Origin of the sequence: Paraburkholderia sp. JHI869, from assembly GCF_038900775.1 — a bacterium.
In the GTDB taxonomy this organism is placed as follows: Bacteria; Pseudomonadota; Gammaproteobacteria; order Burkholderiales; family Burkholderiaceae; genus Paraburkholderia.
Genome location: NZ_JAYMSC010000006.1, coordinates 118,129 through 143,552, shown reverse-complemented (window position 1 = coordinate 143,552; position 25,424 = coordinate 118,129). Strand labels below are relative to the sequence as shown.

25 protein-coding genes are annotated in these 25,424 nt (G+C 64.1%); 18 read left to right on the top strand and 7 right to left on the bottom strand.

The genetic code is table 11. The annotated features are described in order from the left end of the window. The first annotated feature begins 91 nt into the window (after positions 1–91). On the top strand, positions 92–1,861 hold the full coding sequence (gene lpdA / locus VSR72_RS13465; RefSeq protein ID WP_342952834.1) for a dihydrolipoyl dehydrogenase: 1,770 nt from the start codon (positions 92–94) through the stop codon (positions 1,859–1,861). A 241-nt stretch (positions 1,862–2,102) separates the two neighbouring features. Here lpdA and VSR72_RS13460 read toward each other — a convergent pair whose 3' ends face one another. Further along, positions 2,103–2,675 carry a phasin family protein gene (locus VSR72_RS13460; protein ID WP_158757564.1) on the bottom strand — a complete coding sequence of 191 codons (573 nt, stop codon included), beginning with the start codon at positions 2,673–2,675 and terminating at the stop codon, positions 2,103–2,105. Positions 2,676–3,389: 714 nt separating this feature from the next. On the opposite strand from VSR72_RS13460, the gene pbpG reads away from it, so the two are divergent. From pbpG to VSR72_RS13445, 3 genes are all read left to right on the top strand, one after another. Beyond that, on the top strand, positions 3,390–4,571 hold the full coding sequence (gene pbpG, locus VSR72_RS13455; protein WP_342952833.1) for a D-alanyl-D-alanine endopeptidase: 1,182 nt from the start codon (positions 3,390–3,392) through the stop codon (positions 4,569–4,571). 241 nt (positions 4,572–4,812) lie between these two features. Beyond that, entirely contained in the window at positions 4,813–5,100 is a 288-nt protein-coding gene (locus VSR72_RS13450; RefSeq protein WP_342952832.1) for a hypothetical protein, read from the top strand. A 3-nt stretch (positions 5,101–5,103) separates the two neighbouring features. Continuing rightward, a complete protein-coding gene (locus VSR72_RS13445) occupies positions 5,104–5,628 on the top strand; it encodes a DNA-binding protein (RefSeq protein WP_342952831.1) in 525 nt (174 codons plus the stop codon). Positions 5,629–5,696: 68 nt separating this feature from the next. Here VSR72_RS13445 and VSR72_RS13440 read toward each other — a convergent pair whose 3' ends face one another. Further along, positions 5,697–6,497: an IclR family transcriptional regulator gene (locus VSR72_RS13440; RefSeq protein WP_342952830.1), complete on the bottom strand. Its 801-nt coding sequence runs from the start codon at positions 6,495–6,497 to the stop codon at positions 5,697–5,699. A gap of 190 nt (positions 6,498–6,687) precedes the next feature. Between VSR72_RS13440 and VSR72_RS13435 the strand changes: the two genes are divergently transcribed. The 12 genes from VSR72_RS13435 (at position 6,688) to iscX (ending at position 16,217) form a co-directional block, all read left to right on the top strand. Beyond that, positions 6,688–7,410 carry a (Fe-S)-binding protein gene (locus tag VSR72_RS13435; RefSeq protein ID WP_342952829.1) on the top strand — a complete coding sequence of 241 codons (723 nt, stop codon included), beginning with the start codon at positions 6,688–6,690 and terminating at the stop codon, positions 7,408–7,410. A gap of 89 nt (positions 7,411–7,499) precedes the next feature. Further along, on the top strand, positions 7,500–8,936 hold the full coding sequence (locus tag VSR72_RS13430) for a lactate utilization protein B (RefSeq protein ID WP_342952828.1): 1,437 nt from the start codon (positions 7,500–7,502) through the stop codon (positions 8,934–8,936). Between the two features lie 159 nt (positions 8,937–9,095). After that, entirely contained in the window at positions 9,096–9,326 is a 231-nt protein-coding gene (locus VSR72_RS13425) for a hypothetical protein (protein ID WP_201697257.1), read from the top strand. Between the two features lie 108 nt (positions 9,327–9,434). Next, positions 9,435–9,917 carry a low molecular weight protein-tyrosine-phosphatase gene (locus VSR72_RS13420; RefSeq protein WP_342952827.1) on the top strand — a complete coding sequence of 161 codons (483 nt, stop codon included), beginning with the start codon at positions 9,435–9,437 and terminating at the stop codon, positions 9,915–9,917. A gap of 154 nt (positions 9,918–10,071) precedes the next feature. Next, positions 10,072–10,605: a Fe-S cluster assembly transcriptional regulator IscR gene (iscR, locus tag VSR72_RS13415; RefSeq protein WP_342952826.1), complete on the top strand. Its 534-nt coding sequence runs from the start codon at positions 10,072–10,074 to the stop codon at positions 10,603–10,605. Positions 10,606–10,685: 80 nt separating this feature from the next. After that, positions 10,686–11,909: an IscS subfamily cysteine desulfurase gene (locus tag VSR72_RS13410; RefSeq protein ID WP_342952825.1), complete on the top strand. Its 1,224-nt coding sequence runs from the start codon at positions 10,686–10,688 to the stop codon at positions 11,907–11,909. Between the two features lie 113 nt (positions 11,910–12,022). Next, positions 12,023–12,427: a Fe-S cluster assembly scaffold IscU gene (iscU, locus tag VSR72_RS13405; protein WP_324140424.1), complete on the top strand. Its 405-nt coding sequence runs from the start codon at positions 12,023–12,025 to the stop codon at positions 12,425–12,427. 149 nt (positions 12,428–12,576) lie between these two features. Continuing rightward, positions 12,577–12,900 carry an iron-sulfur cluster assembly protein IscA gene (iscA, locus tag VSR72_RS13400; RefSeq protein WP_342952824.1) on the top strand — a complete coding sequence of 108 codons (324 nt, stop codon included), beginning with the start codon at positions 12,577–12,579 and terminating at the stop codon, positions 12,898–12,900. 104 nt (positions 12,901–13,004) lie between these two features. Beyond that, a complete protein-coding gene (gene hscB / locus VSR72_RS13395) occupies positions 13,005–13,553 on the top strand; it encodes a Fe-S protein assembly co-chaperone HscB (RefSeq protein WP_342952823.1) in 549 nt (182 codons plus the stop codon). A gap of 50 nt (positions 13,554–13,603) precedes the next feature. Then, positions 13,604–15,475, top strand: coding sequence for a Fe-S protein assembly chaperone HscA (hscA, locus tag VSR72_RS13390; protein WP_342952822.1), 1,872 nt, complete (start codon positions 13,604–13,606; stop codon positions 15,473–15,475). A 172-nt stretch (positions 15,476–15,647) separates the two neighbouring features. Further along, a complete protein-coding gene (gene fdx, locus VSR72_RS13385; protein ID WP_028204169.1) occupies positions 15,648–15,989 on the top strand; it encodes an ISC system 2Fe-2S type ferredoxin in 342 nt (113 codons plus the stop codon). Positions 15,990–16,019: 30 nt separating this feature from the next. Continuing rightward, positions 16,020–16,217 (top strand): Fe-S cluster assembly protein IscX, encoded by a 198-nt coding sequence (gene iscX, locus VSR72_RS13380; protein ID WP_342952821.1) that lies wholly within the window; start codon positions 16,020–16,022, stop codon positions 16,215–16,217. Between the two features lie 90 nt (positions 16,218–16,307). Here the strand turns inward: iscX and VSR72_RS13375 are convergent, their stop codons facing one another. The 5 genes from VSR72_RS13375 to VSR72_RS13355 all read right to left on the bottom strand — a co-directional run bounded on the left by VSR72_RS13375 (position 16,308) and on the right by VSR72_RS13355 (position 23,173). After that, entirely contained in the window at positions 16,308–17,045 is a 738-nt protein-coding gene (locus tag VSR72_RS13375) for a glycine zipper 2TM domain-containing protein (protein ID WP_342952820.1), read from the bottom strand. Between the two features lie 307 nt (positions 17,046–17,352). Further along, entirely contained in the window at positions 17,353–18,888 is a 1,536-nt protein-coding gene (gene lysS, locus VSR72_RS13370; RefSeq protein WP_342952819.1) for a lysine--tRNA ligase, read from the bottom strand. Between the two features lie 205 nt (positions 18,889–19,093). Next, positions 19,094–20,198 (bottom strand): peptide chain release factor 2 gene (gene prfB, locus VSR72_RS13365; RefSeq protein ID WP_201697250.1). Its coding sequence is split into 2 segments (ribosomal slippage): positions 19,094–20,116 and positions 20,118–20,198, totalling 1,104 coding nucleotides; the frame shifts between segments, so codons are not numbered across the junction. A gap of 107 nt (positions 20,199–20,305) precedes the next feature. Next, positions 20,306–22,012 (bottom strand): single-stranded-DNA-specific exonuclease RecJ, encoded by a 1,707-nt coding sequence (recJ, locus tag VSR72_RS13360; protein WP_342952818.1) that lies wholly within the window; start codon positions 22,010–22,012, stop codon positions 20,306–20,308. A 33-nt stretch (positions 22,013–22,045) separates the two neighbouring features. Further along, on the bottom strand, positions 22,046–23,173 hold the full coding sequence (locus VSR72_RS13355; RefSeq protein WP_342952817.1) for a regulator: 1,128 nt from the start codon (positions 23,171–23,173) through the stop codon (positions 22,046–22,048). A 261-nt stretch (positions 23,174–23,434) separates the two neighbouring features. On the opposite strand from VSR72_RS13355, the gene VSR72_RS13350 reads away from it, so the two are divergent. Then, complete coding sequence (locus tag VSR72_RS13350; protein ID WP_342952816.1) at positions 23,435–24,688, top strand: lipoprotein-releasing ABC transporter permease subunit; 1,254 nt, start codon at positions 23,435–23,437, stop codon at positions 24,686–24,688. After that, a complete protein-coding gene (gene lolD / locus VSR72_RS13345; RefSeq protein WP_342952815.1) occupies positions 24,681–25,412 on the top strand; it encodes a lipoprotein-releasing ABC transporter ATP-binding protein LolD in 732 nt (243 codons plus the stop codon). The genes VSR72_RS13350 and lolD overlap by 8 nt, the downstream gene beginning before the upstream one ends. Positions 25,413–25,424: the final 12 nt, after the last annotated feature.

Genomic DNA, 25,424 nt, shown 5'->3' with positions numbered 1-25,424 from the left:
TGACCGGCTCGCGCTCGCCGCGCCGCACGTCGTCCCCGACGTGCGCGCCGCGGCAGGCGCGGCCGGTCATCCTTTAGGGGTAGGGGACACCATGAGTCTCGTCGAAGTGAAAGTGCCGGATATCGGCGACTTCAAGGACATCGACGTCATCGAAGTCAACATCAAGGCCGGTGACGTGATCGAGAAAGAGCAGACGCTGCTCTCGCTCGAGTCGGACAAGGCCACGATGGAAGTGCCCAGCGACGTCGCGGGCACCGTCAAGGAAGTGAAGATCAAGGCCGGCGACAAGGCTTCGCAAGGCACGGTGATCGCGCTGGTCGAAGCGTCGGAAGGCGCGGCGGCTCCGGCTGCGAAGGCTGAAGCGCCCAAGGCTGCTGAAGCACCGAAGGCAGCCGAAGCGCCCAAGGCCGCAGCACCGGCACCGCAAGCCGGCAGCTTCAGCGGCAGCGCCGACGTCGAATGCGACATGCTCGTGCTCGGCGCGGGCCCCGGCGGCTACTCGGCGGCGTTCCGCTCCGCCGACCTCGGCATGAAGACCGTGCTGGTCGAGCGTTATTCGACGCTCGGCGGCGTGTGCTTGAATGTGGGCTGCATTCCGTCGAAGGCGCTGCTGCACACGGCGCTCGTGATCGACGAAGCCGAAGCGCTCGGCTCGCACGGCATCACGTTCGGCAAGCCGCAGATCGATCTCGACCGCCTGCGCGACTTCAAGTCGGGCGTCGTCAAGAAGCTCACGGGCGGTCTCGCCGGCATGGCGAAGGCGCGCAAGGTCGAAGTCGTGACGGGCCTGGGCTCGTTCCTCGATCCGAACCATATGGAAGTGGTGGGCGAGAACGGCAAGAAGATCGTCAAGTTCAAGCAGGCGATCATCGCGGCTGGCTCGCAGGCCGTGAAGCTCCCGTTCATGCCGGAAGATCCGCGCGTGGTCGATTCGACCGGGGCGCTGGAGCTGCGCCAGATTCCGCAGAAGATGCTCGTGATCGGCGGCGGCATCATCGGCCTGGAAATGGCCACTGTGTACGCGACGCTCGGCGCGCAGATCGATGTCGTGGAAATGCTCGACGGCCTGATGGCCGGCGCGGACCGCGATCTCGTGAAGGTCTGGGAGAAGTACAACGCGAAGCGCTTCGCGAATGTCATGCTCAAGACCAAGACCACGAAGGCCGAGGCGAAGGACGACGGCATCTACGTGTCGTTCGAGGGCGAGAAGGCGCCGGCCGAGGCGCAACGCTACGACCTCGTGCTGGTCGCCGTGGGCCGCTCGCCCAACGGCAAGAAGATTGGCGCGGACAAGGCCGGCGTGGCCGTGACGGATCGCGGCTTCATCGACGTCGACAAGCAGATGCGCACCAACGTGCCGCACATCTTCGCGATCGGCGACGTGGTCGGCCAGCCGATGCTCGCACACAAGGCCGTGCATGAAGGCCACGTGGCGGCGGAAGCAGCGCACGGCGAGAAGGCGTACTTCGACGCGCTGCAGATTCCGTCGGTGGCTTACACCGATCCGGAAGTGGCGTGGGCCGGCAAGACCGAAGACCAGTGCAAGGCCGAAGGCATCAAGTACGGCAAGGCGGTGTTCCCGTGGGCCGCATCGGGTCGCGCGATCGCCAACGGCCGCGACGAAGGCTTCACGAAGCTGATCTTCGACGAAGAGACGCATCGTGTGATCGGCGGCGGCATCGTCGGCTTGAACGCAGGCGACCTCATCAGCGAAGTGTGCCTCGCCGTGGAAATGGGCGCGGATGCGACCGACATCGGCAAGACGATTCACCCGCACCCGACGCTGGGCGAGTCGATCGGCATGGCCGCCGAGCTGTACGAAGGCGTCTGTACCGATCTGCCGCCGCAGAAGAAGAAGTAAATTCGTGCCGCGCCGCTCGTTGCGGCGCGCATGAAGAAACGGCGCACTCCGTGAGGAGTGCGCCGTTTGCATTTTGGGGTAACGCTGCGTGCTGCGAAGTACTGCGAGAGGCGCCGGAGCGTAAAAAAGATTCCCGGTCGGCGACCGGGCAAGTGACATGCCGGGCGGCATGCCGGAGCGTTCAGGACCGGCGCCCGGCGCGCGGCTGCTTCAGCGCGCGCACCGGTTCAATCTACAACTCTTAGACCGGCTTCTTGGCCGAAGCGGCAGCCGAGCGCGATGCCTGAGCGGCAGCCTTGCTCGCAGCAGCGGTGGCGGCGTTGAAGTTGCTTTCCGCCATTTCGACAGCTTGCTTCGTGGCCTTGTGGACCGTTTCGTAGGTCGTGTTCGCGGCGTTGATCGCCGACTTGATCACGGCGACTGCGGTTTCCGAGCCGGCCGGTGCGTTCTTCGCGACGTTGTCGACGAGCGATTGAACCTTGCGGTTCTGCTCTTCGTAGTGGGCTTCGGCGACCTTCGCAAACTCAGCCTGGGTAGCCGAGGCGATTTCATACACATGACGGCCATACGACAGCAGCTTTTCGGTCAGCGGCTGGGCATAGCTCGTTTGCAGGGCCAGGAATTCCTGCGCGTCCTTCACCGACAGTGCGCGCTGGGCGTGTTCCTGCGATTCCGCCAGATTCGAGCGGACGGCCTGAAGATTCAATTCGACCAGCTTTTCCACGCCTTCGAATGCCTTGCCGGTAAGGCCGAACAGGGTTTCGAGGTTGGCTTTCTGGGCAGCGGCGAATTGCTCAGGGGTCAGCAGACTCATGTTTACGCTCCTGGATGTCGGCGGCCTTCGTGGGTCGCCTGAAGTAAGTGGCACGGCGCTGGTGCTCTGTCGCTCGCTTTGTGCGTCGCAACATTGACTCGATTTTAGGATGCTCGCGAAGAAAGTCAAGGCTTTTTGGTGCGTCGCACAATGTCGATAATTTATTATTAAACAATCACTTATGCCACGCGCATGGAGCCGCCGCGACAACTGCGCCAATGCCCCGATGTGCGGGGCTTCCGGCTGCCCGAAGGAGGCTGCGACAAGGGCGCGGCAAGCGCGGAAACCCCGCTTCTAGCAAGATGCGCCATGGATCGCATGAATGTGTCTATGGGATTTCACCTGGTCCGTCCACCGAATTCCTACATGGAACGTTAATGATCCATTGCGGTCGAACGCGCGTCGCGCGGCACGGCGGCACTGGTGGTCAGACACTCTCACCCGTATTTTCCTCAGTTCAAGTTCCGTACGACGAACGCCGTTAACGCAGCAAGCACACTTTGCGTGTGCCGCAAACGTTGTCAGCAAGTGGCGTCGCGGAGAGAGGAGCGGCTTGGCAATTGTCTGACTCCATCGAATGCGGGAAGTACATTGGCCAGCTCAATCGGAGGTCATACTTCGGTTTAATGAGCGCCGATAAGTGCTTCAATTTGCGAATTTTTCGTGGTTTTACTACACTTGGCGAACGATCCCGCCGCTCCATCAAGAACACCAATGAAATCCGACAAGCTCCTGTCGTTCTCACTGATGCCGTCGTCGATTATCAGCACCGCGTTGTCGGTTGCTGTTTCCGTCGCGATCAGTGCGACGCTCGTGGCGCCTGAGGGCGCCTTTGCTGCGTCGCAAGACGCCGCACCGGCCAAAACGGCCAAGGCAAAAAAGGCCACCAAGAAGGTTGCGAAGGCTGAGCCGGCAACGGCAAAGGCCGCCAAGGCGGGCGCAACCCGCACCGTCGCCGCCAAGGACGACGATGCGCGACCGGTGGCCAAAAAACGCCGCGTCGCTTATACGATGAACGGCCGCCATCATTCGGCGGTGCGCCGTGTCGCGTTCGAACCGCGCCAGCCGACCGTCGGTCAGGCGTTCGGTCTGCACGAGACGCCCGACTCGCTGATGCTGCGCTCGGGCGTCGGCTACGTGGTCGACCAGAACACGCTCGAGCCGCTCTTCGACAAGAACTCGCACGCCGTCGTGCCGATCGCCTCGATCTCGAAGCTCATGACCGCGATGGTCGTGCTCGACTCGAAGGAGTCGCTCTCGGAGCAAATCGAAGTCACGGACGAAGACCGCGACTACGAGAAGAACACCGGTTCGCGTCTGTCGGTGGGCTCGGTGCTTTCGCGCGAGGATATGCTGCACATCGCGTTGATGGCGTCGGAAAACCGCGCGGCGGCGGCGCTCTCGCGCTATTACCCGGGCGGCCGTCCGGCGTTCATCGCGGCGATGAATGCGAAGGCCAAGCAGCTCGGCATGACCGATACGCACTTCGAGAATTCCACGGGACTCACGAGCCACAACGTCTCGACCGCGCGTGACCTGGTCAAGATGGTGAACGCGGCTTACCAGTACCCGATGATTCGTCAGTTCTCGACCGACCGCAGCTACGACGTGTTCACGGGCAAGCGCAATCTCGCCTACAACAGCACGAATGCGTTGGTTCGCAATGCGTCGTGGGATATCGGCCTGCAGAAGACCGGCTTCATCAACGAAGCCGGTGAGTGCCTCGTCATGCAGACGACGATTCACAATCGTCCGGTGATCATGGTGCTGCTCGATTCGAGCGGCAAGTACTCGCGCTTCGCGGATGCAACGCGCGTGCGCACGTGGCTCGACAATGGCGGCGCCGACCAGCAGCCGCGCATTACGAGTGCCGATGCAGGCGGCCCAGGTACCTGATCTCGACCTTTTCGGATTTACCCGACAAACGCCCCGCAACTGCGGGGCGTTTTGCTTTCTGGTGCGTGCTGCTCGTCCTATGACGTTCGACCGACTGTCTCGTCGTTTCGTTCGTCGGCAACATGGCTCAATGAGTGGTGACCTGGCGCCCGATCTCGCCTGCCTTTAACGCGCGATGATCTTGGGTCTTGATGGTTGTCAATTGACAACTAATCTGACGATGCATACACTGAGTTTGTCGATGAGACGATCGCACCCAAAGAAGGAGATCGAAGCCGCGCTTGCTTATGCCGAGAATCAGGGTTGGTTAGTTGAACCAGGTAAAGGCCATGGGCATGCGTGGGGACGAATGTACTGCCCATACAACGATGCTGCCTGTCGTTGCGGGGAATTCTGCATCACGAGCATCTGGAGCACGCCGCGTAACGTGGACAATCACGCCTATGTGCTCAAACGTGTGGTCGACAATTGCACGACACATCGTATCAATGCGGCAGCTGCGTGTGCGGCAGCCGTAGCGCCGGAGTAACTCATGAATTATCTGTTCACACTCAAGTACCAACTGGCCGCGGAAGACAGCGATCACGAAGCGCTCGTGGAACGCCTGGCCGCTGCCGGCTGCGACGACGCGACAATCGGTGTGGGTTTGCCTGGCCGAATCGCGCTGACGTTCACGCGCGACAGTGCGAATGCATGGTCGGCAATCTACTCGGCGCTGCAGGACGTGAAGCAGGCGGTGCCGACCGCGCGGCTCGTGGAAGCCGCACCAGATTTTGTCGGCTTGACCGATGCCGCCGACCTGACCGGCATGTCGCGCCAGAACATGCGCAAGCTAATGCTCGGGCATGCGGCCGAATTTCCGCAGCCCGTGCACGAGGGCAATCCTTCGCTCTGGCATCTCAGCGACATCCTGGCCTGGCTGATGGGGCGTGACGGATATAGCATCGACTCGGCGCTGCTGGAAACGGCGCGAACGGCGAAGCAGGTGAACCTGGCAAAAGAAGCGCGCCACCTTGACACCAGGCTGAACCGAAAGCTCGATGAACTGGTTGCGTGAGGCTGGCGGAGAGCAAAAAAAAGCGGAGGGCACGCCTCCGCTCTTCCTGATTCTCCCTCGCACTGATTTCAGGCGGGCTGCACGTTGCCTTCAGCGGGCTCCTGGTGATAGCCCAGCGACTCCGAAATCGTGAGCGCCGTCTTGCTCAACTGACCGAGCCACGAATCTTGCAGGCGGTCCGCAGGCGCGGAGAGTGAGAGGCCCGCCACCAGTTTGCCGGTGTCGTCGTAGATACCGGCGGCGATGCAGCGTACGCCCAGTTCGAGTTCCTCGTTGTCACGTGCGCAGAATTGCTGGCGTACGTGAGCGAGTTCGCGCTCGAGGCGTCCGAGGTCGGTAATGCTGTTGCGCGTGTGGCCGGAAAGGCCGGTGCGCGTAGCGTAGGCGCGCACGCGGTTGGCTTCGTCGGCGGCGAGAAAGAGCTTGCCGACCGAAGTCAGGTGCAACGGGGCCCGTCCGCCAATGGCGCGTACCACCTGCATGCCCGAGCGCTCCGAATAGGCGCGCTCGATATAGACGATTTCGTCGCCCTGGCGCACCGACAGATTGACGGTCTGGCCGGTGAGGCGGTGCAGTTCACGCATCGGCGTGAGCGCTGCGTCGCGCACTGAAAGCCGTGCCTTCACCAGGTTGCCGAGTTCGAGCAGCCGCATGCCAAGCCGGTAGGTGCCGGGATCGGAGCGGTCGACGAGACGGCAACTCACCATATCGTTCAGGATACGGTGCGCAGTTGAAGGATGCAGTTCGGTGCGTTGCGCAAGTTCCTTCAGGCTGACAGGGTCGCTGTGCGCGGCCAGTGCGTCCAGCAGGCGCATCATGCGCTCGATCACCTGAATCGAGGTCTTCGGATCTGGATGGGTGTCGCTCATGAGTTCAGATTCGTTTGACACTTGAGGCGGAAAATCCATTGTATCTCGTATTGTGAAAAAAGTAAGCGGTAGGACGGAGGTTTGCGCTGCGCTGCGGCATCTCGCTCTGCCGGTGAGGGTGATGCAGACCCGCGTTGGTCATGGCGGCGAAACAGCGGATAATCGGGGACGGTTTTAACGAGGAGTCCCCATGCGAGTCGGTTTGTTCGTCACGTGCCTCATCGACACGATGCGTCCGGAGATTGGCTTTTCGACGCTGAAATTGCTCGAAGACGCGGGTTATGAAGTCGTCGTGCCGCCTGCGCAAACCTGCTGCGGCCAGCCGGCCTACAACTCAGGCGAGCGTGCGATCGCGCGTGACCTCGCGGAAAAGACGCTGCGCGAATTCGAGCAATTCGACTATCTCGTCGTTCCTTCGGGTTCTTGCGGCGGCATGATCCGCGTGCGCTATGGCGATTTGTTTCGCGACGATCCTGAATTGATGGCGCGTTACGGAAAGTTGCGCGAGCGCGTCTACGAACTCACGGATTTCCTCGTGAATGTCGCCAAGGTCACGCTGCCCCAGCGGGAGTTCAGCGGGCCGGTGACCTATCACGACTCGTGTTCAGGCCTGCGTGAGCTTGGCGTGAAGGTGCAGCCGCGCGCATTGTTAGCCCAGCGCGGCGTGGAAGTGCGCGAGATGAAGGACTGCGAGCACTGCTGCGGTTTCGGCGGCACCTTTGCGGTGAAGTACGGCGATATCTCCACGGCGATCGCCGACGAAAAATGCGCGAATGTTCAGGCGAGCGGGACGGGCGCGGTGGTGCTTGGCGACCTTGGCTGCATGCTCAATATCGAAGGCCGCCTGCGCCGCACCGGCGATACCACCACGCGAGTGCTACATATCGCGCAGGTGCTAGCCGGCGACGTGTGATGCGCCGACGATTGCCGTCGCCCCTTTCGCGCGGAATGCACGAATAGCCCCGAACTCGCCGATAACCGCTCAAACATCGCCCTCACGCCATGCAAGTCCAATCGATGCAGTTCAAGGCGCGCGCCGGCCAGAAGCTGGCCGATCAGCGTCTCCAGCAGAACCTCAAGAAGCTCTCGACCAAGTTCGTCTCGGCGCGCACCGAGGCGATCACCGCGATCGATTTCCCCGTCACGCGCGCGGCGCTCAAAGCGCGCCGCAATCGTGCGCTGGAGAATCTCGATGTCTGGCTCGAGCAGTTCGAAACCGAGGCAACGCGCCGCGGCGTGACCGTGCTGTACGCGGAAACGGCGCAAGATGCGGCGAAGCTGGTTGCAGACATCGCGCGGCGCCACGACGTGCGCAAGGTCATCAAGACTAAGTCGATGGTTTCGGAGGAAATGCGCCTCAATACCGTGCTCGCGGAAATGGGCGTGCAGTCGATCGAGACCGATCTGGGCGAGTACATCCTGCAGATCAACGACAACGAGCCGCCCAGTCACATCATTGCACCCGTCGTCCACAAGGATAAGGACGAGATCGCCGATCTCTTCGCGAAGACGCATGACAAGCCGCGTCTGACCGAAATCCCCGACATGACGCGCGAGGCGCGCGAAGTTTTGCGTCCGCATTTTCTGTCGGCAGACATGGGTGTGACAGGCGGCAACTTCCTCGTCGCGGAAACGGGCTCGGTCGTGCTGGTGACCAACGAAGGCAACGAAGGGATGTGCACCGTGATGCCGCGCGTGCACGTGGCGGTGACAGGCATCGAGAAGGTGCTGCCTACGCTCGAAGACCTGGCCACGGCCATGCGCCTGTTGCCGCGCTCGGCAACAGGGCAGGCCACGTCGAACTACTTCTCGGTTCTTACGGGCCCGCGCGCAGCGGAGGAGCTGGACGGTCCCGAGCACATGTACGTCGTACTCGTGGACGGCGGCCGCACGGGCCTCATTGGGGGGGAATTCCAGGAGATGCTGCGCTGTATCCGGTGCGGCGCATGCATGAACCACTGCCCGGTTTATCAGAAGGTGGGCGGCCATGCGTACGGCTGGGTCTACCCGGGGCCCATGGGCTCCGTGCTCACGCCGAGCTACGTCGGTCTCGAAAAGACGCTGGATCTTCCGCAGGCCGCTACGCTCTGTGGCGAGTGCAATAGCGTCTGCCCGGTGGGCATTCCGCTTTCGGATTTGCTGCGCAAACTACGCGAAAAGCAGACGGAGCGGCATTTGCGGCCGTGGCGCGAGCGCGCGGCGCTCGCGGCGTGGGGCTGGCTTGCGCTGCATCCCACGGCCTACGCGCTGCTCACCAAGCTCGGTGTGCGGCTGCTCGAGCGCATGGGCGGCCAGGCCCAGCTCATCCGCAAGTTGCCATTTGCGCGCGGCTGGACCAACGGGCGCGATATGCCCGCGCCGGTCGGCCGCACGTTCCGCGAGCTGTACGCGGCGCGGCACACGCATCTGGACACGACGAAGCGCACCGAACAGGCCTGACGCGCGGCCATCGGTCGCGTCCAGATCGCCGACTATTTAAGCTGGCGCAACAGTGTGTTCGTCCGGACCGGGTTTTTCCTGATTGCGACTCTCTATATCATCTCGACTGGCGATAGTGCGTCCGCACCTGTCGCTTCACAGTCGATAGAGAGTTGCATCATGAGAAAGAAAATAACGGTGTACTGGCCGCTGGCGCTGATCGTGCCGCTCGCGGTGATCGCATGGGTCCATGCATGGAAAACCGCCGAGCAGCAAATGCCGCTCGCAGCCGATCAGGTCACGGCGGAGCTCGCGCGCGCCGTGTCGTACGGCCTCGTGGGTAGCGAAGGCAAAACGCCGGTGAAGGCGATGAACGGTATCGCGCCGCTGCCGCGTTCGAACGCGATCTGACGGTCGCTTTGGCGCCAACGCGCCGCACAGCGCGTACTTCGCGCGCTTTGTATAATTTGAGATTCGCCGCCGTGCGCTGAACGCTGACCGTCGCTCCCGCCCCCACGAATGAAAAAGGTTTCCGTCTGCTTCGTTTGCCTTGGCAATATCTGCCGCTCGCCCACGGCTGAGGCCGTGATGCTGCGTCTCGTCGACGAGGCGGGGTTGGCGGGGCGCGTCGAGGTCGATTCGGCCGGGACGGGTGACTGGCACATCGGTGAAGCGCCCGACGAGCGCGCACAGCGAGCGGGTGGCCAGCGCGGTTACGACCTCGCGCCGTTGCGCGCGCGGCAGATTGCGGTCGAAGATTTCCGCCGCTTCGATTTGATCGTGGCGATGGACGACACCAACGTCACCGCGCTTCAGGATGTCTGCCCGGTGAGCGAGCGCGACAAGATTCGCCTGTTGATGGAGTTCGCGCCTCAGGCCGAAGCGCGCGTGGTAGTCGATCCCTATTTCGGCGGCGAAGCAGGCTTCGAAATGGTGCTCGATCAGTGCGAAACGGCCTGCGCGGGTCTGCTCGCCGCATTGCGTCCGCAACTGGCGGACTGAGATGGGCGGCGCGGATCTGCCGAACGCAGAAAGCGCGCCATTTTTGCGATTCGCCGCGCACCTAATAACCCAAATCGCGACGTTGATACTTGACTAAACTAGTCATGTATTTATACTTGACGAAAATTGTCGAGAATTGCGGTTCCCATACATCATGAGACTCACCACTAAAGGCCGTTTCGCCGTCACGGCGATGATTGACCTGGCGCTGCGCCAGGAGCAGGGCCCGGTGACGCTTGCGGGTATCAGCCAGCGGCAGCACATCTCGCTGTCTTACCTCGAACAGCTGTTCGGCAAGCTGCGCCGTCATGAAATCGTCGAATCGGTCCGCGGGCCGGGCGGCGGGTACAACCTCGCGCGCCGCGCGGAGGACGTCACGGTCGCGGACATCATCATTGCCGTGGACGAGCCGCTCGACGCCACCCAGTGCGGCGGTAAGGGCGCGTGCGAAGGCACCAAGCAGCACGACGGCCACTGCATGACGCACGAACTCTGGTCGACGCTGAACCAGAAGATGGTCGAGTACCTCGATTCGGTTTCGCTCAAGGATCTGGTGGACAAGCAGCGCGCCCGCGAAGGCGCCGCGCCCGCCGTCCTGCGCGACCGCCGCGCCGAGGCGCCGGCGGTGGAGCCGGTCAGGGCGGTGCCGCTGGGACCGAACTCGATTTTCAACATGGCGAGTTCGTAAGTCCTTCGAGCGCCGCCAGAACGCCGCAGTTGGCAAAACAGACAGTACAGCGCAGCACATAAGATTCCCCGGAGCGATAGATGAATAACGACATTCCCCACCTGCCCATTTACATGGACTACAGCGCGACGACCCCCGTCGACCCGCGCGTGGTGGACAAGATGATTCCGTATTTGCGCGAGCAGTTCGGCAATCCGGCGTCGCGCAGCCACGCTTATGGCTGGGATGCGGAGCGTGCCGTCGAAGAAGCGCGCGAGCAGGTCGCCGCACTCGTCAACGCCGACCCGCGCGAAATCATCTGGACCTCCGGCGCGACCGAATCGGACAACCTCGCGATCAAGGGCGCTGCGCACTTCTACAAGAGCAAGGGCAAGCACATCATCACGGTGAAGACCGAGCACAAGGCCGTGCTCGACACCTGCCGCGAACTCGAGCGCGAAGGCTACGAAGTGACGTATCTGGACGTGAAGGACGATGGTCTGATCGACCTCGAAGCGTTCAAGGCTGCGCTGCGCCCCGACACGATCCTCGTCTCCGTCATGCACGTGAACAACGAGATCGGCGTGATCCAGGACATCGAGACGATTGGCGAGATCTGCCGCGAGAAGGGCATCATTTTCCACGTCGACGCTGCGCAATCCACGGGCAAGGCACCCATCGACCTGCAAAAGCTCAAGGTCGACCTGATGTCGTTCTCGGCGCACAAGACCTATGGCCCGAAGGGCATCGGCGCGCTGTACGTGCGCCGCAAGCCGCGCGTGCGCATCGAAGCGCAGATGCACGGCGGCGGTCACGAGCGCGGCATGCGCTCGGGCACGCTGGCCACGCACCAGATCGTCGGCATGGGCGAAGCGTTCCGCATCGCGCGTGAAGAGATGGCTACGGAAAACGAGCGCGTGCGCATGCTGCGCGACAAGCTCCTGCGCGGCCTGAAGGAAATCGAAGAAACCTACGTGAACGGCGACATGGAGCAGCGTGTCCCGCACAACCTGAACATCAGCTTCAACTTCGTCGAAGGCGAGTCGCTGATCATGGCGGTGAAGGACGTGGCGGTGTCGTCGGGTTCGGCTTGTACGTCCGCATCGCTCGAGCCGTCGTACGTGCTGCGCGCGCTCGGCCGCAACGACGAGCTGGCGCACAGCTCGATCCGCTTCACGGTGGGCCGTTTCACGACGGAACAGGACGTCGACTACGTGATCAACCTGCTGAAGACGAAGATCGCCAAGCTGCGCGAACTCTCGCCGCTGTGGGAAATGCACCAGGACGGCATCGACCTGTCGACCATTCAGTGGGCAGCGCACTAAGGCTTTATCGGCGCAGTCAGCATCGCGCAGTCAGCAACGAACAACGAACCGGCCGCAGCGCAACGAGCAGACAACTGCATGCAGCGCGGCCAACGAATTGAAGGAGTGTGATCATGGCATATAGCGACAAGGTTCTGGACCACTACGAAAACCCGCGCAACGTCGGCTCGTTCGCGAAAGACGACGACACGGTCGGCACCGGCATGGTCGGCGCACCGGCTTGCGGCGACGTGATGAAGCTGCAGATCCGCGTGGGCGCGGACGGCGTGATCGAAGACGCGAAGTTCAAGACCTACGGCTGCGGTTCGGCCATCGCTTCGAGCTCGCTCGTCACCGAGTGGGTGAAGGGCAAGACGCTCGACCAGGCGCTCGACATCAAGAACACGCAGATCGCTGAAGAACTGGCGCTGCCGCCGGTGAAGATCCACTGCTCGATTCTCGCGGAAGACGCGATCAAGGCAGCGGTTGCGGACTATCGCCAGCGTCACACGACCGAAGCGAAGGCCGACGCGGCGTAAAGCAGCGTAGCGCAGCGCAGATGCAGGACGGTGCCGGACCCACGGGTGCGGCGCTTTGGGACTAACGATTTTGGATGCAGCAGGGTTGCGTCGCGACGCAAGGGAAGGCGAAAGCCAAACCGTGCGGCGCGAGGCGCGGCGAAGATGCTATGGCTATTACGTTGACTGAAAAAGCGGCACAGCACGTGCAAAAGTACCTGACCCGTCGCGGCAAGGGCGTGGGCCTGCGTCTTGGCGTGCGCACGACGGGCTGCTCGGGCCTCGCGTACAAGCTCGAGTACGTCGACGATCTCGCGCCCGAGGACAACGTCTTCGAGAGCCACGGCGTGAAGGTCATCGTCGACCCGAAGAGCCTCGCCTATATCGACGGCACGCAGCTGGACTTCGTGCGCGAAGGTTTGAACGAAGGCTTCCGGTTCAACAACCCGAATGTGAAGGACGAGTGCGGCTGCGGCGAGTCCTTCCGCGTTTGAGCCCGCGTCGAGCGGTGAAAAGGCGGCCTGTGCCGCCTTTTTGATTTTGATGGTCGCCGACGTCCCTTACAGCCCTTCATAGCCCCACAAGAACGTTTCAGCCGATGAGCACGCCTTCCACGCCCTCCCGGTCGCTCTCCGACAGCCATTTCGTGCTGTTCGGGCTGCCCGAGCAGTTCGCGATCGACGCCAACGCGCTCGACCACGCTTACCGCACGGTCCAGGCGCAGGTGCATCCCGACCGCTTCGCCGCGGCCGGCGAGGCGCAAAAGCGCATCGCCATGCAATGGGCCACACGCACGAACGAGGCGTATCAGACGCTGCGCGATCCGCTCAAGCGTGCGAAATATCTGCTGCACCTGCGCGGCATCGACGTGGGGGCGGAGAACAACACCGCGATGGAGCCCGCGTTCCTCATGCAGCAGATGGAGTGGCGCGAGGCGATCGAAGATGCGGTCGGGGCGAAGAACATCGACGCGCTCGACTCACTCGCCGCCGAACTGCGCGACGACGAACGCGTGCGCTTCACGAAGCTCGCGGCGCTGCTCGACAGCGGCTCGAACCAGCCCGCGGCAGAAGCGGTGCGCCAGCTCATGTTCATCGAGCGCGTGGCGGGCGAGATCGACTCGCAGATCGAGCGCCTCGAAGGCTGATACGGATATCGGGCGCTCGCGCCCACCAGGTAAAAAAGCAGATCACACAGATGGCCTTACTGCAAATCTCCGAACCCGGCATGGCGCCGGCGCCGCATCAGCGGCGACTCGCCGTCGGCATCGACCTCGGCACGACGAACTCGCTGGTCGCAGCGGTGCGCAGCGGCGTGCCCGACGTGCTGCCCGACGAAGACGGCCACATGCTGCTGCCCTCGGTCGTGCGATATCTCGCGAATGGCGGCCGTCGCATCGGCCGCAAGGCAAAGGCGGAAGCCGCCACCGATCCGCGCAACACGATCGTTTCGGTCAAGCGCTTCATGGGCCGCGGTAAGTCGGAAGTCGAAGGTGCGGCGAACGCGCCGTACGATTTCGTCGATGCGCCGGGCATGGTGCAGATCCAGACCGTGGACGGCGTGAAGAGCCCCGTCGAAGTCTCGGCGGAAATTCTCGCGACGCTGCGCCAGCGTGCCGAAGACACGCTCGGCGATGAGCTCGTCGGCGCCGTCATCACGGTGCCCGCGTACTTCGACGAAGCGCAGCGCCAGGCGACCAAGGACGCCGCGCGTCTCGCGGGCCTGAACGTGCTGCGTCTGCTCAACGAGCCGACCGCGGCGGCGATCGCCTACGGACTCGATAACGGCGCCGAAGGCCTCTACGCGGTCTACGACCTCGGCGGCGGCACCTTCGACCTGTCGATTCTCAAGCTCACGAAGGGCGTGTTCGAAGTGCTGGCGGCCGGCGGCGATTCGGCGCTCGGCGGCGACGATTTCGACCACGCGCTTTTTGCTTATGCGCTGGAGCAGTCCGGCATCGAGCGCGCGACGCTCGCGCCCGAGGACGTGCGCCTCTTGCTCGACCGCGTGCGCGATGCGAAGGAAGCGCTCTCGTCCGCACCCGAGGCGCGCATCGAGGTGGCACTCTCGAACGGCAAGCAGATCGCGCTGACGATCGACGAGCCGCGCTTCGAAGCGCTCACGCAAGCGCTCGTTCAGCGCACGCTCACGCCGACGAAGAAGGCGCTGCGCGACGCGAAGGTGGCCGCCAAGGAAGTGAAGGGCGTGGTGCTGGTTGGCGGCGCGACGCGCATGCCCGTGATCCGCCGCGCCGTGGAGCAGCACTTCGGCCAGGCGCCGCTCACGAATCTGGACCCCGATCAGGTCGTCGCGCTCGGCGCGGCGATTCAGGCCGACCTGCTTGCGGGCAACCGCGGTGGCGAGGACGACTGGCTGTTGCTCGACGTCATTCCGCTTTCGCTCGGTGTGGAGACGATGGGTGGCCTCGTCGAGAAGATCATCCCGCGCAACTCGACCATTCCGGTCGCGCGCGCGCAGGACTTCACGACCTTCAAGGACGGCCAGACGGCCATGGCGATTCACGTGGTGCAGGGCGAGCGCGAGCTCGTCGCCGACTGCCGTTCGCTCGCGCGTTTCGAATTGCGCGGCATTCCGCCGATGGCGGCGGGTGCGGCGCGCATTCGCGTGACTTACCAGGTGGATGCGGACGGGCTCTTGTCCGTGTTCGCGCGCGAGCAGCTCTCGGGCGTGGAAGCGTCGGTGGTGGTGAAGCCGTCCTACGGTCTCGCCGACGACGAAGTGGCCCGCATGCTCGAAGACAGCTTCAAGACCGCCGAAGTCGACATGCGCGCCCGCGCGCTGCGCGAGGCGCAGGTCGAGGCGCAGCGCATCATCGAAGCGACGAACGCCGCTTTGGGCGCCGATGGCGAACTGCTCGACGAATCCGAGCGCGCACAGGTCAACACGCTCATCGCCACGCTTGCGCAAGTCGCGCAGGGCGACGACGCCGGCGCGATCGAAGCGGCTACGAAGTCACTTTCCGAAGGCACCGACGAGTTCGCCGCGCGCCGGATGGACAAGGGCATCAAGCGCGCGCTGGCGGGCAAGAAGCTCGACGAGATTGGCTAAAAGCGCGGCTGAAACCTCAACAGCTTAGAGGCGAACGCGTCGTTAGCAAACGGCGCGCGCGTGCGTGCTTTCCCGATGTGGTCGAGCGCGCACCGACAGTAGAATGGGCACATGCCGCCGTCGGAGGCGGGGCATGCGCCCGATATGAAAGTTATTGGATACGGAAATCACAATGCCTCAAATCGTGGTGCTGCCCCATGTCGAACTGTGCCCTGAGGGCGCTGTCATCGACGCCAAGCCAGGCGAGAGCGTGTGCGACGCGCTGCTCGAACACGGCATCGAAATCGAGCACGCATGCGAGAAGTCGTGCGCCTGCACGACCTGTCACGTGATCGTGCGCGAAGGTTTCGATGCGCTCGTGCCGTCCGAGGAAGACGAAGACGATCTCCTCGACAAGGCGTGGGGACTCGAGCCGACGTCGCGGCTGTCGTGCCAGGCACTCGTGCCCGAGAACGACGACCTGGTGGTCGAGATTCCGCGTTACTCGATCAACCACGCGAAGGAAAACCACTGAGCCACTGAACACCAGGAGGAGCGCGCAGCCATGAAATGGACCGATACGCAGGACATCGCGGTGGCCTTGACGGACACCCATCCCGAAGTGGATCCGCAGTACGTGCGCTTCACCGATCTGCATCGCTGGATCACTCAACTCGACGGTTTCGACGACGACCCCGAGCGCTCGAACGAGAAGATTCTCGAAGCGATCCAGGCCGCGTGGATCGAAGACGCGGACTACTGATTCGCGGCACACCCGCGAAGCAGACGAGAAAAAGGCGATTTGCCCATACGGCAAATCGCCTTTTTTATTGCGCGGTCAGCTTAAGAGCGATCAGCCCGCGACCAGCGTGCCGTTTTCCACACGCACGCGCTCACCTTGCTGGAACGGCGGCGCGTCGTGATACGTGAAGTAGCGCAACTTACCGTTCTCCATGCGCACGCGCACTGAATAGGTCGTCGTGCTGCGCAGGTGCTTTTCGACCGAGTTGCCGGCGAAGCCCCCACCCAGTGCGCCAAGCAGCGTCATGGCCGTGCGGCCGTTACCCGAGCCGAACTGGTTGCCGACCACGCCGCCGGCCACCGCGCCGCCTACCGCGCCAATACCGGTGCCGTGGCCTTCTTGCTTGACCGCGGAAATCGCAACGACCGTGCCGCACGTCGAGCACGCGGGCTGGGCGGGCGGCGCTTCCTGCGCATACTGCTGCTGCGAAGGCTGCGGCTGTTGGGCAGGCTGTTGACCATATTGCTGCGCCGGGGCCACGGGCATGGGCGCTTGCTCTTGAGCTTGCGCCGGAGCCGGCTGCGGCTCGGCGGGCGCATTCTGTTCGTTCTGCGCGTATTGCGAGGCCTGCACCGGCTTCGTCGAGTCGACGACTGGCGGCTGTGAAGCCGTCATGGCCGTCTGGCCCGTCTGAACCTGGGCGCTCTGCTCGGCGGTGCTGGAAGCTTTCGGGAAGACGCCGGTGATCGCCGCGGTGGCCGCAAGGCTCGCGACGATGACGGCCGCCGCCGCCGTTGCGATCAGCGGATGGAGGCGGCGTTTCGGTGTGGTCGGATCGGTTGTGTTCATGACAGGCTCCGTCTTTGGCAGAGTTGGCTCTCTTGTGAGACCCAGTTTGAGCCAATCCAGGTCTGTGGGCGTTTCAATTTGTAACCCCGCGCAGTGGGTACGCGGCAGACGCTGAGGGCGTGGTCGTCGCGCAGCGTTGCACAGCGCGGTTTTCCACGTGGGCGCAATTCACGTACCCGTCGCAGTCGCTGCGCTAGCCGGCAGATTTTACCGATGGTTACAAACATGTGCGCTTCAGACGCCACAAGGAAACGGGGCGCATGCGGTGTGAACCGCATGCGCCCCGTCATGTCAGGCGGTGCTGCGCTTAGTCTTCGCGGCGCAGGTGCGGGAAGAGGATCACGTCGCGGATGCTTGCGCTGTCCGTGAGCAGCATGATCAGGCGGTCAATGCCGATGCCGCAGCCACCCGTCGGAGGCATGCCGTATTCGAGCGCGCGGATGTAGTCGGCGTCGTAGAACATTGCTTCTTCGTCGCCGGCGTCCTTCTGCTCGACCTGCTTCTTGAAGCGGGCGGCCTGGTCTTCCGGATCGTTCAGTTCCGAGAAGCCGTTGGCGATCTCGCGGCCCGTGATGAACAGCTCGAAGCGCTCGGTGATGCCCGGCAGCGTGTCCGAAGCGCGCGCGAGCGGCGAGACTTCGATGGGGTAGTCGATGATGTACGTCGGTTCCCACAGCTGCGACTCGGCGGTCTCTTCGAACAGCGCCAGTTGCAGCGAGCCCACGCCGGCGTTGAGGAACTGCGGCTGGTTTGCGTCCACGCCGAACTTCTTGAGTTCCGCGCGCAGGAAGGCTGCGTCGGCGAGCTGCTCGTTCGTGTACTGCGGCGCGTACTTCTGGATCGCCTGCACGATCGTCAGGCGATGGAACGGCTTCGAAAGATCGAGTTCACGGCCCTGATACGTCAGTACCGCGGTGCCGCTCGCGTCGATGGCGGCCTGGCGGATCAGTTGCTCGGTGAAGTCCATGAGCCACGAGTAATCCGTGTACGCGGCGTAGAACTCCATCATCGTGAATTCCGGATTGTGACGCGGCGAAACGCCTTCGTTACGGAAATTCCGGTTGATTTCGAACACGCGCTCGAAACCGCCCACGACCAGGCGCTTGAGATACAGCTCAGGCGCGATGCGCATGAACATCTGCATGTCGAGCGCGTTGTGGTGCGTGACGAACGGCTTCGCGGCCGCGCCGCCCGGGATCGGGTGCAGCATCGGCGTTTCGACTTCCATGAAGCCCGAGTCGGCCATGAAGCGGCGCACCGAGGAAATCGCCTTGGTGCGCGCCTGGAACGTCTGGCGCGCTTCGGGCGTGACGATCAGGTCGACATAGCGCTGGCGATAGCGCATTTCCTGGTCGGCGAGGCCGTGGAACTTGTCCGGCAGCGGGCGCAGCGCCTTCGAGAGCAGACGCAGTTCGGTGACGCGCACCGAAAGCTCACCCTTGTTCGTGCGGAACAGCACGCCCTTGGCCGCGACGATGTCGCCCAGGTCCCACTTCTTGAACGCGTCGTAGGTCGTCTCGCCCACGTCGGCGGGCGTGATGAAGAACTGGATCTGGCCCGAGCCGTCGCGCACCGTGGCAAAGCTTGCCTTGCCCATCACGCGCTTGAGCATCATGCGGCCGGCGATCGCCACTTCGAGCGGCTTCGCTTCGAGCGCGTCTTTGTCGGTGTCGGCGTAGTCGCGTTGCAGGTCGGCGGCGTGGTGGGTCGGGCGGAAGTCGTTCGGATAGGCGACGCCTGCCTCGCGCAGCGCGCGCAGTTTCTCGCGGCGCTCGGCGATGATCTGGTTGTCGTCGAGTTCGGGCGCGGCGCTGGGCGCGTTCTGCTGGGTCGGTTCGGTCATGATGGCTCGGAGTTCTTTGATTCGCAGGTGTTTCGGCGAGTTTTCGGGGCTGCGGCCCCGGCGTGATCCTTCGCGGGACGCGGCGCGCAATACGCGCAAAAAGCGGACTTCGGTTCCCGCTGTGCGCGCCTCACAGTCAAGACGGGCGGCACAGCAGGAGAGGGCGGCATGCGATGCAATGCAGCGCCCGTGGCGCGCAAGAAGCTTACACGCCCTGTTTCAGGCTCGCGCTGATGAAGGCGTCGAGATCGCCGTCGAGCACGGCCTTGGTGTTGCTGATTTCGACGTTGGTGCGCAGATCCTTGATACGGCTGTTGTCGAGCACGTAGGAGCGGATCTGGTGGCCCCAGCCCACGTCCGACTTGCCCGCTTCGAGCTTGTCCTGTTCCGACTGGCGCTTGCGCATTTCGGCTTCGTACAGGCGCGACTTCAGCATGGCCATGGCTTCGGCGCGGTTGCGGTGCTGCGAGCGGTCGTTCTGGCACTGCACGACGATGCCCGACGGAACGTGCGTGATACGCACGGCGGAGTCGGTCTTGTTGATGTGCTGACCGCCCGCGCCCGAAGCGCGGTACGTGTCGATACGCAGATCGGCCGGGTTGACTTCGATCTCGAACGAGTCGTCGATTTCCGGATACACGAACACCGACGAGAACGACGTATGACGCCCGCCCGACGAGTCGAACGGCGACTTGCGCACGAGGCGGTGAATGCCGGTTTCGGTGCGCAAAAAGCCGTAGGCGTATTCGCCTTCGACCTTGATGGTCGCGCTCTTGATGCCGGCCACGTCGCCTTCGGATTCTTCGAGCACTTCCGTCTTGAAGCCCTTGCGCTCGCAGTAGCGCACGTACTGGCGCAGCAGCATCGAAGCCCAGTCGCAGGCTTCCGTGCCGCCTGCACCCGCCTGGATGTCGATGAATGCGTTGTTCGGGTCGGCCGGATTCGCGAACATGCGGCGGAACTCGACGTCGGCTACGCGCGCTTCGATCGCTTGAGCGTCCGTTTCGATGGCGACGAGCGTGTCTTCGTCGCCTTCCTCGCGGGCCATCTCGAAGAGATCCTGCGTGTCGCGCGTGTCGTTCTCGATGCCGTCGAGCACGTGCACCACGCCTTCGAGCAGCTTCTTTTCCTTGCCGAGACCCTGGGCGTGCTTGGAGTCGTTCCAGACGTTGGGGTCTTCGAGTTCGCTATTGACTTCGACGAGCCTTCGGGCTTTTACGTCGTAGTCAAAGATACCCCCGTAGCTCGCCCGCGCGCGTGCGCAGGTCCGCCAAAAGGGCTTCGATCGCGTTGAGACGTTCCGCTTCCATTTGTGTCGTGATCCGGCGTGTAAAACATTGAATTATAGCTGATTGGACCCGGATCAAGGGCGGCGCGGGCTGATCGGGCGGCCCGCGCCTGTGAACTCAAACCGCGCTTAAAGCGCCGCGTGCTCCACGACGAGTTGCACGCGCGAGACGCCGTTCCAGGTGTCGCGCACGAGCCGGTACGCGACCGTGGTGTGTTGCGGCAGCGACTCCGTGTGGTTGAACCAGATCGCGTTGAAGCGCTGGCGCCCGCGCAGCAGTTGCAGCTTGAGGTGCTTGTCCTTTACGAGCGCTTGCGAGGCCACCTCGAATTCGCCCGAAAACACCGGCGCCGGGAAGCCCTGGCCCCACACGGCGGCGTCGAGCATCTCGACGAAATCGGGCGTGAAGTAGGCGTCTTCGAGATCGCCGTCGGTTTCGACGGTGCGTGCGAGCGCTTCTTCCGTGAGCCATTCGCGGCCCACGCGTTCGAACGCGGCGGCAAAGCGCGGCACGTCGGCGGCGGCGATCGTCATGCCCGCGGCCATGGCGTGGCCGCCGAACTTCTGGATGAGGCCCGGCTCGCGCTTGCTGATGAGATCGACGGCGTCGCGCAGATGGAAACCGGGGATCGAACGACCCGAGCCTTTCACGAGTTCGCCATCGTCATCCGCGGGCGCGAAGGTGAACGAGGGGCGATGGAAGCGCTCCTTGAGCCGCCCCGCGACGATGCCGATCACGCCCTGGTGCCAGCCTTCGTTGAATAGCGTGAGCGTAGCCTTGCCTTGCGGATCGACATCGGCGAGATCGGCGAGCGCCTGCTGCTGCATGCCGGCTTCGATCTCGCGGCGCTCGCGGTTCATCGAGTCGAGCTGCTGGGCGAGTTCCCACGCGCGGCCCACGTCGTCGGTGGTCAGGCACTCGATGCCGAGCGACATGTCCGAGAGCCGGCCCGCTGCGTTCAGGCGCGGGCCGAGCGCAAAGCCGAAATCGAAGCCCGATGCACTTTTCGCGTCGCGGCCTGCAGCGCGAAAGAGCGCGGCGATGCCCGGCTGCATGCGGCCGTTGCGCACGCGCTGCAAGCCTTGCGCGACGAGTACGCGGTTGTTGCAGTCGAGCTTGACGACGTCGGCAACAGTGCCGAGCGCGACGAGATCGAGCAGGCCGTCGAGGCGCGGCTCGGGCTTCCCGTCGCTGAACGCGCCGCGCTTGCGCAACTCGGCGCGCAGCGCGAGCAGCGTGTAGAACATCACGCCCACGCCCGCGATGCACTTGCTCGGAAACTCGCAGCCCGGCTGGTTCGGATTGACGATCGCGCGCGCGTCAGGAAGCGTGTCGCCGGGCAGGTGGTGGTCGGTCACGAGCACCTCGATGCCGAGCTCGTTGGCGGCTTCCACGCCTTCCACGCTGGCGATGCCGTTGTCCACCGTGATCAGAACGTCGGGTGGCCCGCCCTTGCGTTGCGCGGCGAGTGCGACGATCTCGGGCGTGAGGCCGTAGCCATACTCGAAGCGGTTTGGCACGAGATAGTCGATCTGCGCGCCGAACATGCGCAGGCCGCGCACGGCCACGGCGCAGGCGGTCGCGCCGTCACAGTCGTAGTCGGCGACCACGAGCATGCGGCAGTCCGCTTCGAGCGCGTCGGCGAGCAGCGTGGCAGCCTCGTCGAGGCCCTTCATGCCCGTGGGCGGAATGAGGCGCGCGAGGCCGGTTTCGATCTCGTCGGGCTGGCAAATGCCGCGCGAGGCGTAGAGGCGCGCGAGCACCGGATGCAGGCCGTGGCGCACGAGCGCTTCGGTGTCGGCGGGCGAGCAGGCGCGGGTGACGATTCGGGTCATGCGTGAGCGCGGAAAAAAGAAGTCATTCGGGGATCATTCGATAAAGAGCGACGCGAACAGGCGGCGTCGCCAGAACTTGCGCAGATCGCCGCGCGTGATGGAGAGCGTCACCGAGCCGGTGTCGCCGCACAGCGTGAGGTCGAGCGCGGCGAGCGCGCCCGTTTGCAGCGCCGTGAGCGCGGGCGCGAACCAGTCGCGCTCCAGTTGCGCGAACGCGGCGTTCCAGCGGCCCCAGTCCTGCTGGATGAATGCAGCCGAGAATGGATCGAGTTCGACGAGCGTAGCGCCTTTGCCCGAGCCGTTATTCAGCAACGCCGTGAGCGCCGCGAAGGTCGAGGGCGCGGCGCCGACTTCCGCCTTCGCGGCGAGTGCCAGGCCGCGCGTGGCGGCTGCATCGGAGCGTACGCGCGCATACGGGCTCGTGACGGAGCGCAGCACGCCTTGCGCGTGGAACCAGATCGAATTGACGGCGGGCAGTCCGCGCGCCTCGCGCGCCTCGTTCACGGGATGCTCGAACCACGCCATCTGGACTTCGTTCTGCACCTTCATCCAGGCGCGCGAACGCTGGCCCGAATGGGCCTCGTGCGGCAGCCAGATCTCAATGTTGCGGCCGCTCGCGCGCAATGGCGACGCGCCCGCTAGCGTGCCGAACCCATCCGACGAGAGATACCAGCGCTGCGGCGTGGGGGCCTCGACGCGCACGCCGAGTTCCTCGATCAGCGGGCGGGCGACGGTGTAAAGCGTGGCGGCGTCGGCGTCGGCGAGTTCCAGCGAGGCGGGGTCGATCAGGACCAGATGGTCGTGCGCAATGCGCACGTGCACGGGCTGCACGCATGCCCACGTGGCGTCGCCAGGCGTGCCGCCATCGGCGAGCAGCATGTAGGGCGCAAGCGGTGCTTCGTCGTCGGCGGCCGGCGCGGGCTTTGCGTGGTTCGCGCTCGCGGGACCGAGCGCGCCGAACTGGCGCGCGACCCAGCGCTCGTGCGGCAGCGTGCGCTGGAAGTCCTCGCCGATCACCTGCTCGCCGAGTGTCCCGCGCGCCACCAGTTTCGCGAGCGCCGGGTATTCGAGGCCCGCTAGCGCGGTGGAGGCGGCCGCCGCGGACGGCAAGGCAAAGGGGACTAGGAGATGGAGTCGGTCGGCGGGCATGATGGTGCGCATTGTACTTCGGCGCCCCGCGCGCCGGGCGGCCCTCGGACCTTCCTCGTACCTTCCGCAACGGCTCATTACGGCACTTGTGGGCGAAATGTGGCTCGAAGGAGAGGGCGGGAACTCCGTCGAATGTCCGTGGAGGGTCGCCAGTGTGGCAAACTTCGCGGTTGATCGTCGCCCGACCCGGCACGATATTCTCCGGACGTCCGGCGGACTGGCCTCAGGGTCAATACGGCGCCGGAGCGCAACGAAGACGCAAAAAGGATTCGCTTGAAACTTCCCTACGAATGGCAGATAGGCTGGCGCTACACCCGCGCCGGCAAACGCACGACCGGCAACGGGTTCATCTCGTTCATCGCGCTCATTTCGATGTCGGGCATCGCGCTCGGCGTCGCGGCGCTGATCGTCGTGCTCTCGGTGATGAACGGCTTCCAGCGCGACGTGCGCGACCGCATGCTCTCCGTGCTCGCGCACATCGAGATCTTCTCGCCCACGGGCACGATGCCCGACTGGCAGCTCACGGCGAAGGAAGCGAAGACCAATCCCGAAGTCATTGGCGCTGCGCCCTACGTGGACGCCCAGGCGCTGCTCACGCGCGGCGACAGCGTGAACGGCGTCGCGCTGCGCGGCATCGAGCCTTCCGAAGAGCCGCAGGTGTCGGACATCGGCAAGGAGATGAAGGCCGGTAGCCTGAACGACCTCACGCCTGGCAGCTTCGGCATCGTGCTCGGCGCGGATCTCGCCGTGAGCCTTGGCGTGAATGTGGGCGACAAGGTCACGCTCGTCGCGCCCGAGGGCTCGATCACGCCGGCCGGCATGCTGCCGCGGCTGAAGCAGTTCACCGTGATGGGCGTGTTCGAGTCGGGCCACTACGAGTACGACAGCACGCTCGCGCTTACGAATATCCGCGACGCCGAAGTGCTTTATCGCCTGGGCGCGCCAAGCGGCGTGCGCCTGCGCCTGAAGGACATGCAGCGCGCGCCGACGGTTGCGCGCCAGCTCGTACATACGCTTTCGGGCGACCTCTATATCCGCGACTGGACGCAGCAGAACAAAACCTGGTTCTCGGCCGTGCAAATCGAAAAACGCATGATGTTCATCATTCTCACGCTCATCATCGCGGTCGCGGCGTTCAATCTCGTTTCGTCTCTCGTCATGACCGTCACCAACAAGCAGGCGGATATCGCGATCCTGCGCACGCTCGGCGCGCAGCCGGGCTCGATCATGAAGATCTTCGTCGTGCAGGGCGTGACGATCGGCTTCGTGGGCACGGGCCTCGGCATTGCGCTCGGCTGCCTGATCGCGTGGAGCATTCCATGGAGCGTGCCGGCGATCGAGCATCTGCTCGGCATCCAGTTCCTGCCGCCTTCGGTGTATTTCATCAGCGAGCTGCCTTCGGAACTCGTGGCATCGGATGTGATCCGCATCGGACTGATCGCGTTCGTGCTGTCCGCGCTCGCCACGCTCTATCCGAGCTGGCGCGCGGCCAAGGTTCGTCCCGCGGAGGCGCTGCGCTATGAATGACCGTCAATCGCTGATCGCCGCGGCTGGCGACTATCCGTATGTGCTCGAAGCGCATGGCGTCTCGAAGGTGTTCGGCCAGGGTCCGCTTGCCGTGCAGGTGCTGCACGACACCGATCTGAAAGTGAAACGCGGCGAAAAGCTCGCCGTGGTGGGCGCGTCGGGCTCGGGTAAGAGCACGCTGCTGCACGTGCTGGGCGGACTCGACGAGCCGGGCGCAGGCAAGGTTTCGGTGCTCGGCAAGCCGTTCACAGAACTATCCGAGCGCGAGCGCAATGAGTTGCGCAATCGTGCGCTTGGGTTTGTCTATCAGTTCCACCATCTGCTGCCCGAGTTTTCGGCGCTCGACAACGTGGCGATGCCGCTGCGCATTCGCCGCATGACGCAGGAAGCGGCTCGCGCCGAGGCGATGCAGATCCTGGAGCGCGTGGGCCTCTCGCATCGCGCGCGCAACCGGCCGGGCGAACTGTCGGGCGGCGAGCGTCAGCGCGTGGCGATCGCGCGCGCGCTCGTGACGAAGCCCGCCTGCGTGCTTGCCGACGAGCCCACGGGCAATCTCGACGGCGCGACGGCGGATAACGTCTTCAACTTGATGCTCGAACTCTCCGACCAGTTCGATACGAGCTTCGTGATCGTGACGCATGACCCCGACCTCGCGGCGCGCTGCGACCGCATCGTGCGCTTGCGTGACGGCATGCTGCACGAGGAACCGGTCGTGCCGGTCTGAACCTTCCCGCGA

Coding starts and splice junctions, on each gene's coding strand:
- lpdA (WP_342952834.1), top strand. CDS start 92: ATGAGTCTCGTCGAAGTGAAAGTGCCGGATATCGGCGACTTCAAGGAC.
- VSR72_RS13460 (WP_158757564.1), bottom strand. CDS start 2,675: ATGAGTCTGCTGACCCCTGAGCAATTCGCCGCTGCCCAGAAAGCCAAC.
- pbpG (WP_342952833.1), top strand. CDS start 3,390: ATGAAATCCGACAAGCTCCTGTCGTTCTCACTGATGCCGTCGTCGATT.
- VSR72_RS13450 (WP_342952832.1), top strand. CDS start 4,813: ATGAGACGATCGCACCCAAAGAAGGAGATCGAAGCCGCGCTTGCTTAT.
- VSR72_RS13445 (WP_342952831.1), top strand. CDS start 5,104: ATGAATTATCTGTTCACACTCAAGTACCAACTGGCCGCGGAAGACAGC.
- VSR72_RS13440 (WP_342952830.1), bottom strand. CDS start 6,497: ATGAGCGACACCCATCCAGATCCGAAGACCTCGATTCAGGTGATCGAG.
- VSR72_RS13435 (WP_342952829.1), top strand. CDS start 6,688: ATGCGAGTCGGTTTGTTCGTCACGTGCCTCATCGACACGATGCGTCCG.
- VSR72_RS13430 (WP_342952828.1), top strand. CDS start 7,500: ATGCAAGTCCAATCGATGCAGTTCAAGGCGCGCGCCGGCCAGAAGCTG.
- VSR72_RS13425 (WP_201697257.1), top strand. CDS start 9,096: ATGAGAAAGAAAATAACGGTGTACTGGCCGCTGGCGCTGATCGTGCCG.
- VSR72_RS13420 (WP_342952827.1), top strand. CDS start 9,435: ATGAAAAAGGTTTCCGTCTGCTTCGTTTGCCTTGGCAATATCTGCCGC.
- iscR (WP_342952826.1), top strand. CDS start 10,072: ATGAGACTCACCACTAAAGGCCGTTTCGCCGTCACGGCGATGATTGAC.
- VSR72_RS13410 (WP_342952825.1), top strand. CDS start 10,686: ATGAATAACGACATTCCCCACCTGCCCATTTACATGGACTACAGCGCG.
- iscU (WP_324140424.1), top strand. CDS start 12,023: ATGGCATATAGCGACAAGGTTCTGGACCACTACGAAAACCCGCGCAAC.
- iscA (WP_342952824.1), top strand. CDS start 12,577: ATGGCTATTACGTTGACTGAAAAAGCGGCACAGCACGTGCAAAAGTAC.
- hscB (WP_342952823.1), top strand. CDS start 13,005: ATGAGCACGCCTTCCACGCCCTCCCGGTCGCTCTCCGACAGCCATTTC.
- hscA (WP_342952822.1), top strand. CDS start 13,604: ATGGCCTTACTGCAAATCTCCGAACCCGGCATGGCGCCGGCGCCGCAT.
- fdx (WP_028204169.1), top strand. CDS start 15,648: ATGCCTCAAATCGTGGTGCTGCCCCATGTCGAACTGTGCCCTGAGGGC.
- iscX (WP_342952821.1), top strand. CDS start 16,020: ATGAAATGGACCGATACGCAGGACATCGCGGTGGCCTTGACGGACACC.
- VSR72_RS13375 (WP_342952820.1), bottom strand. CDS start 17,045: ATGAACACAACCGATCCGACCACACCGAAACGCCGCCTCCATCCGCTG.
- lysS (WP_342952819.1), bottom strand. CDS start 18,888: ATGACCGAACCGACCCAGCAGAACGCGCCCAGCGCCGCGCCCGAACTC.
- recJ (WP_342952818.1), bottom strand. CDS start 22,012: ATGACCCGAATCGTCACCCGCGCCTGCTCGCCCGCCGACACCGAAGCG.
- VSR72_RS13355 (WP_342952817.1), bottom strand. CDS start 23,173: ATGCGCACCATCATGCCCGCCGACCGACTCCATCTCCTAGTCCCCTTT.
- lolD (WP_342952815.1), top strand. CDS start 24,681: ATGAATGACCGTCAATCGCTGATCGCCGCGGCTGGCGACTATCCGTAT.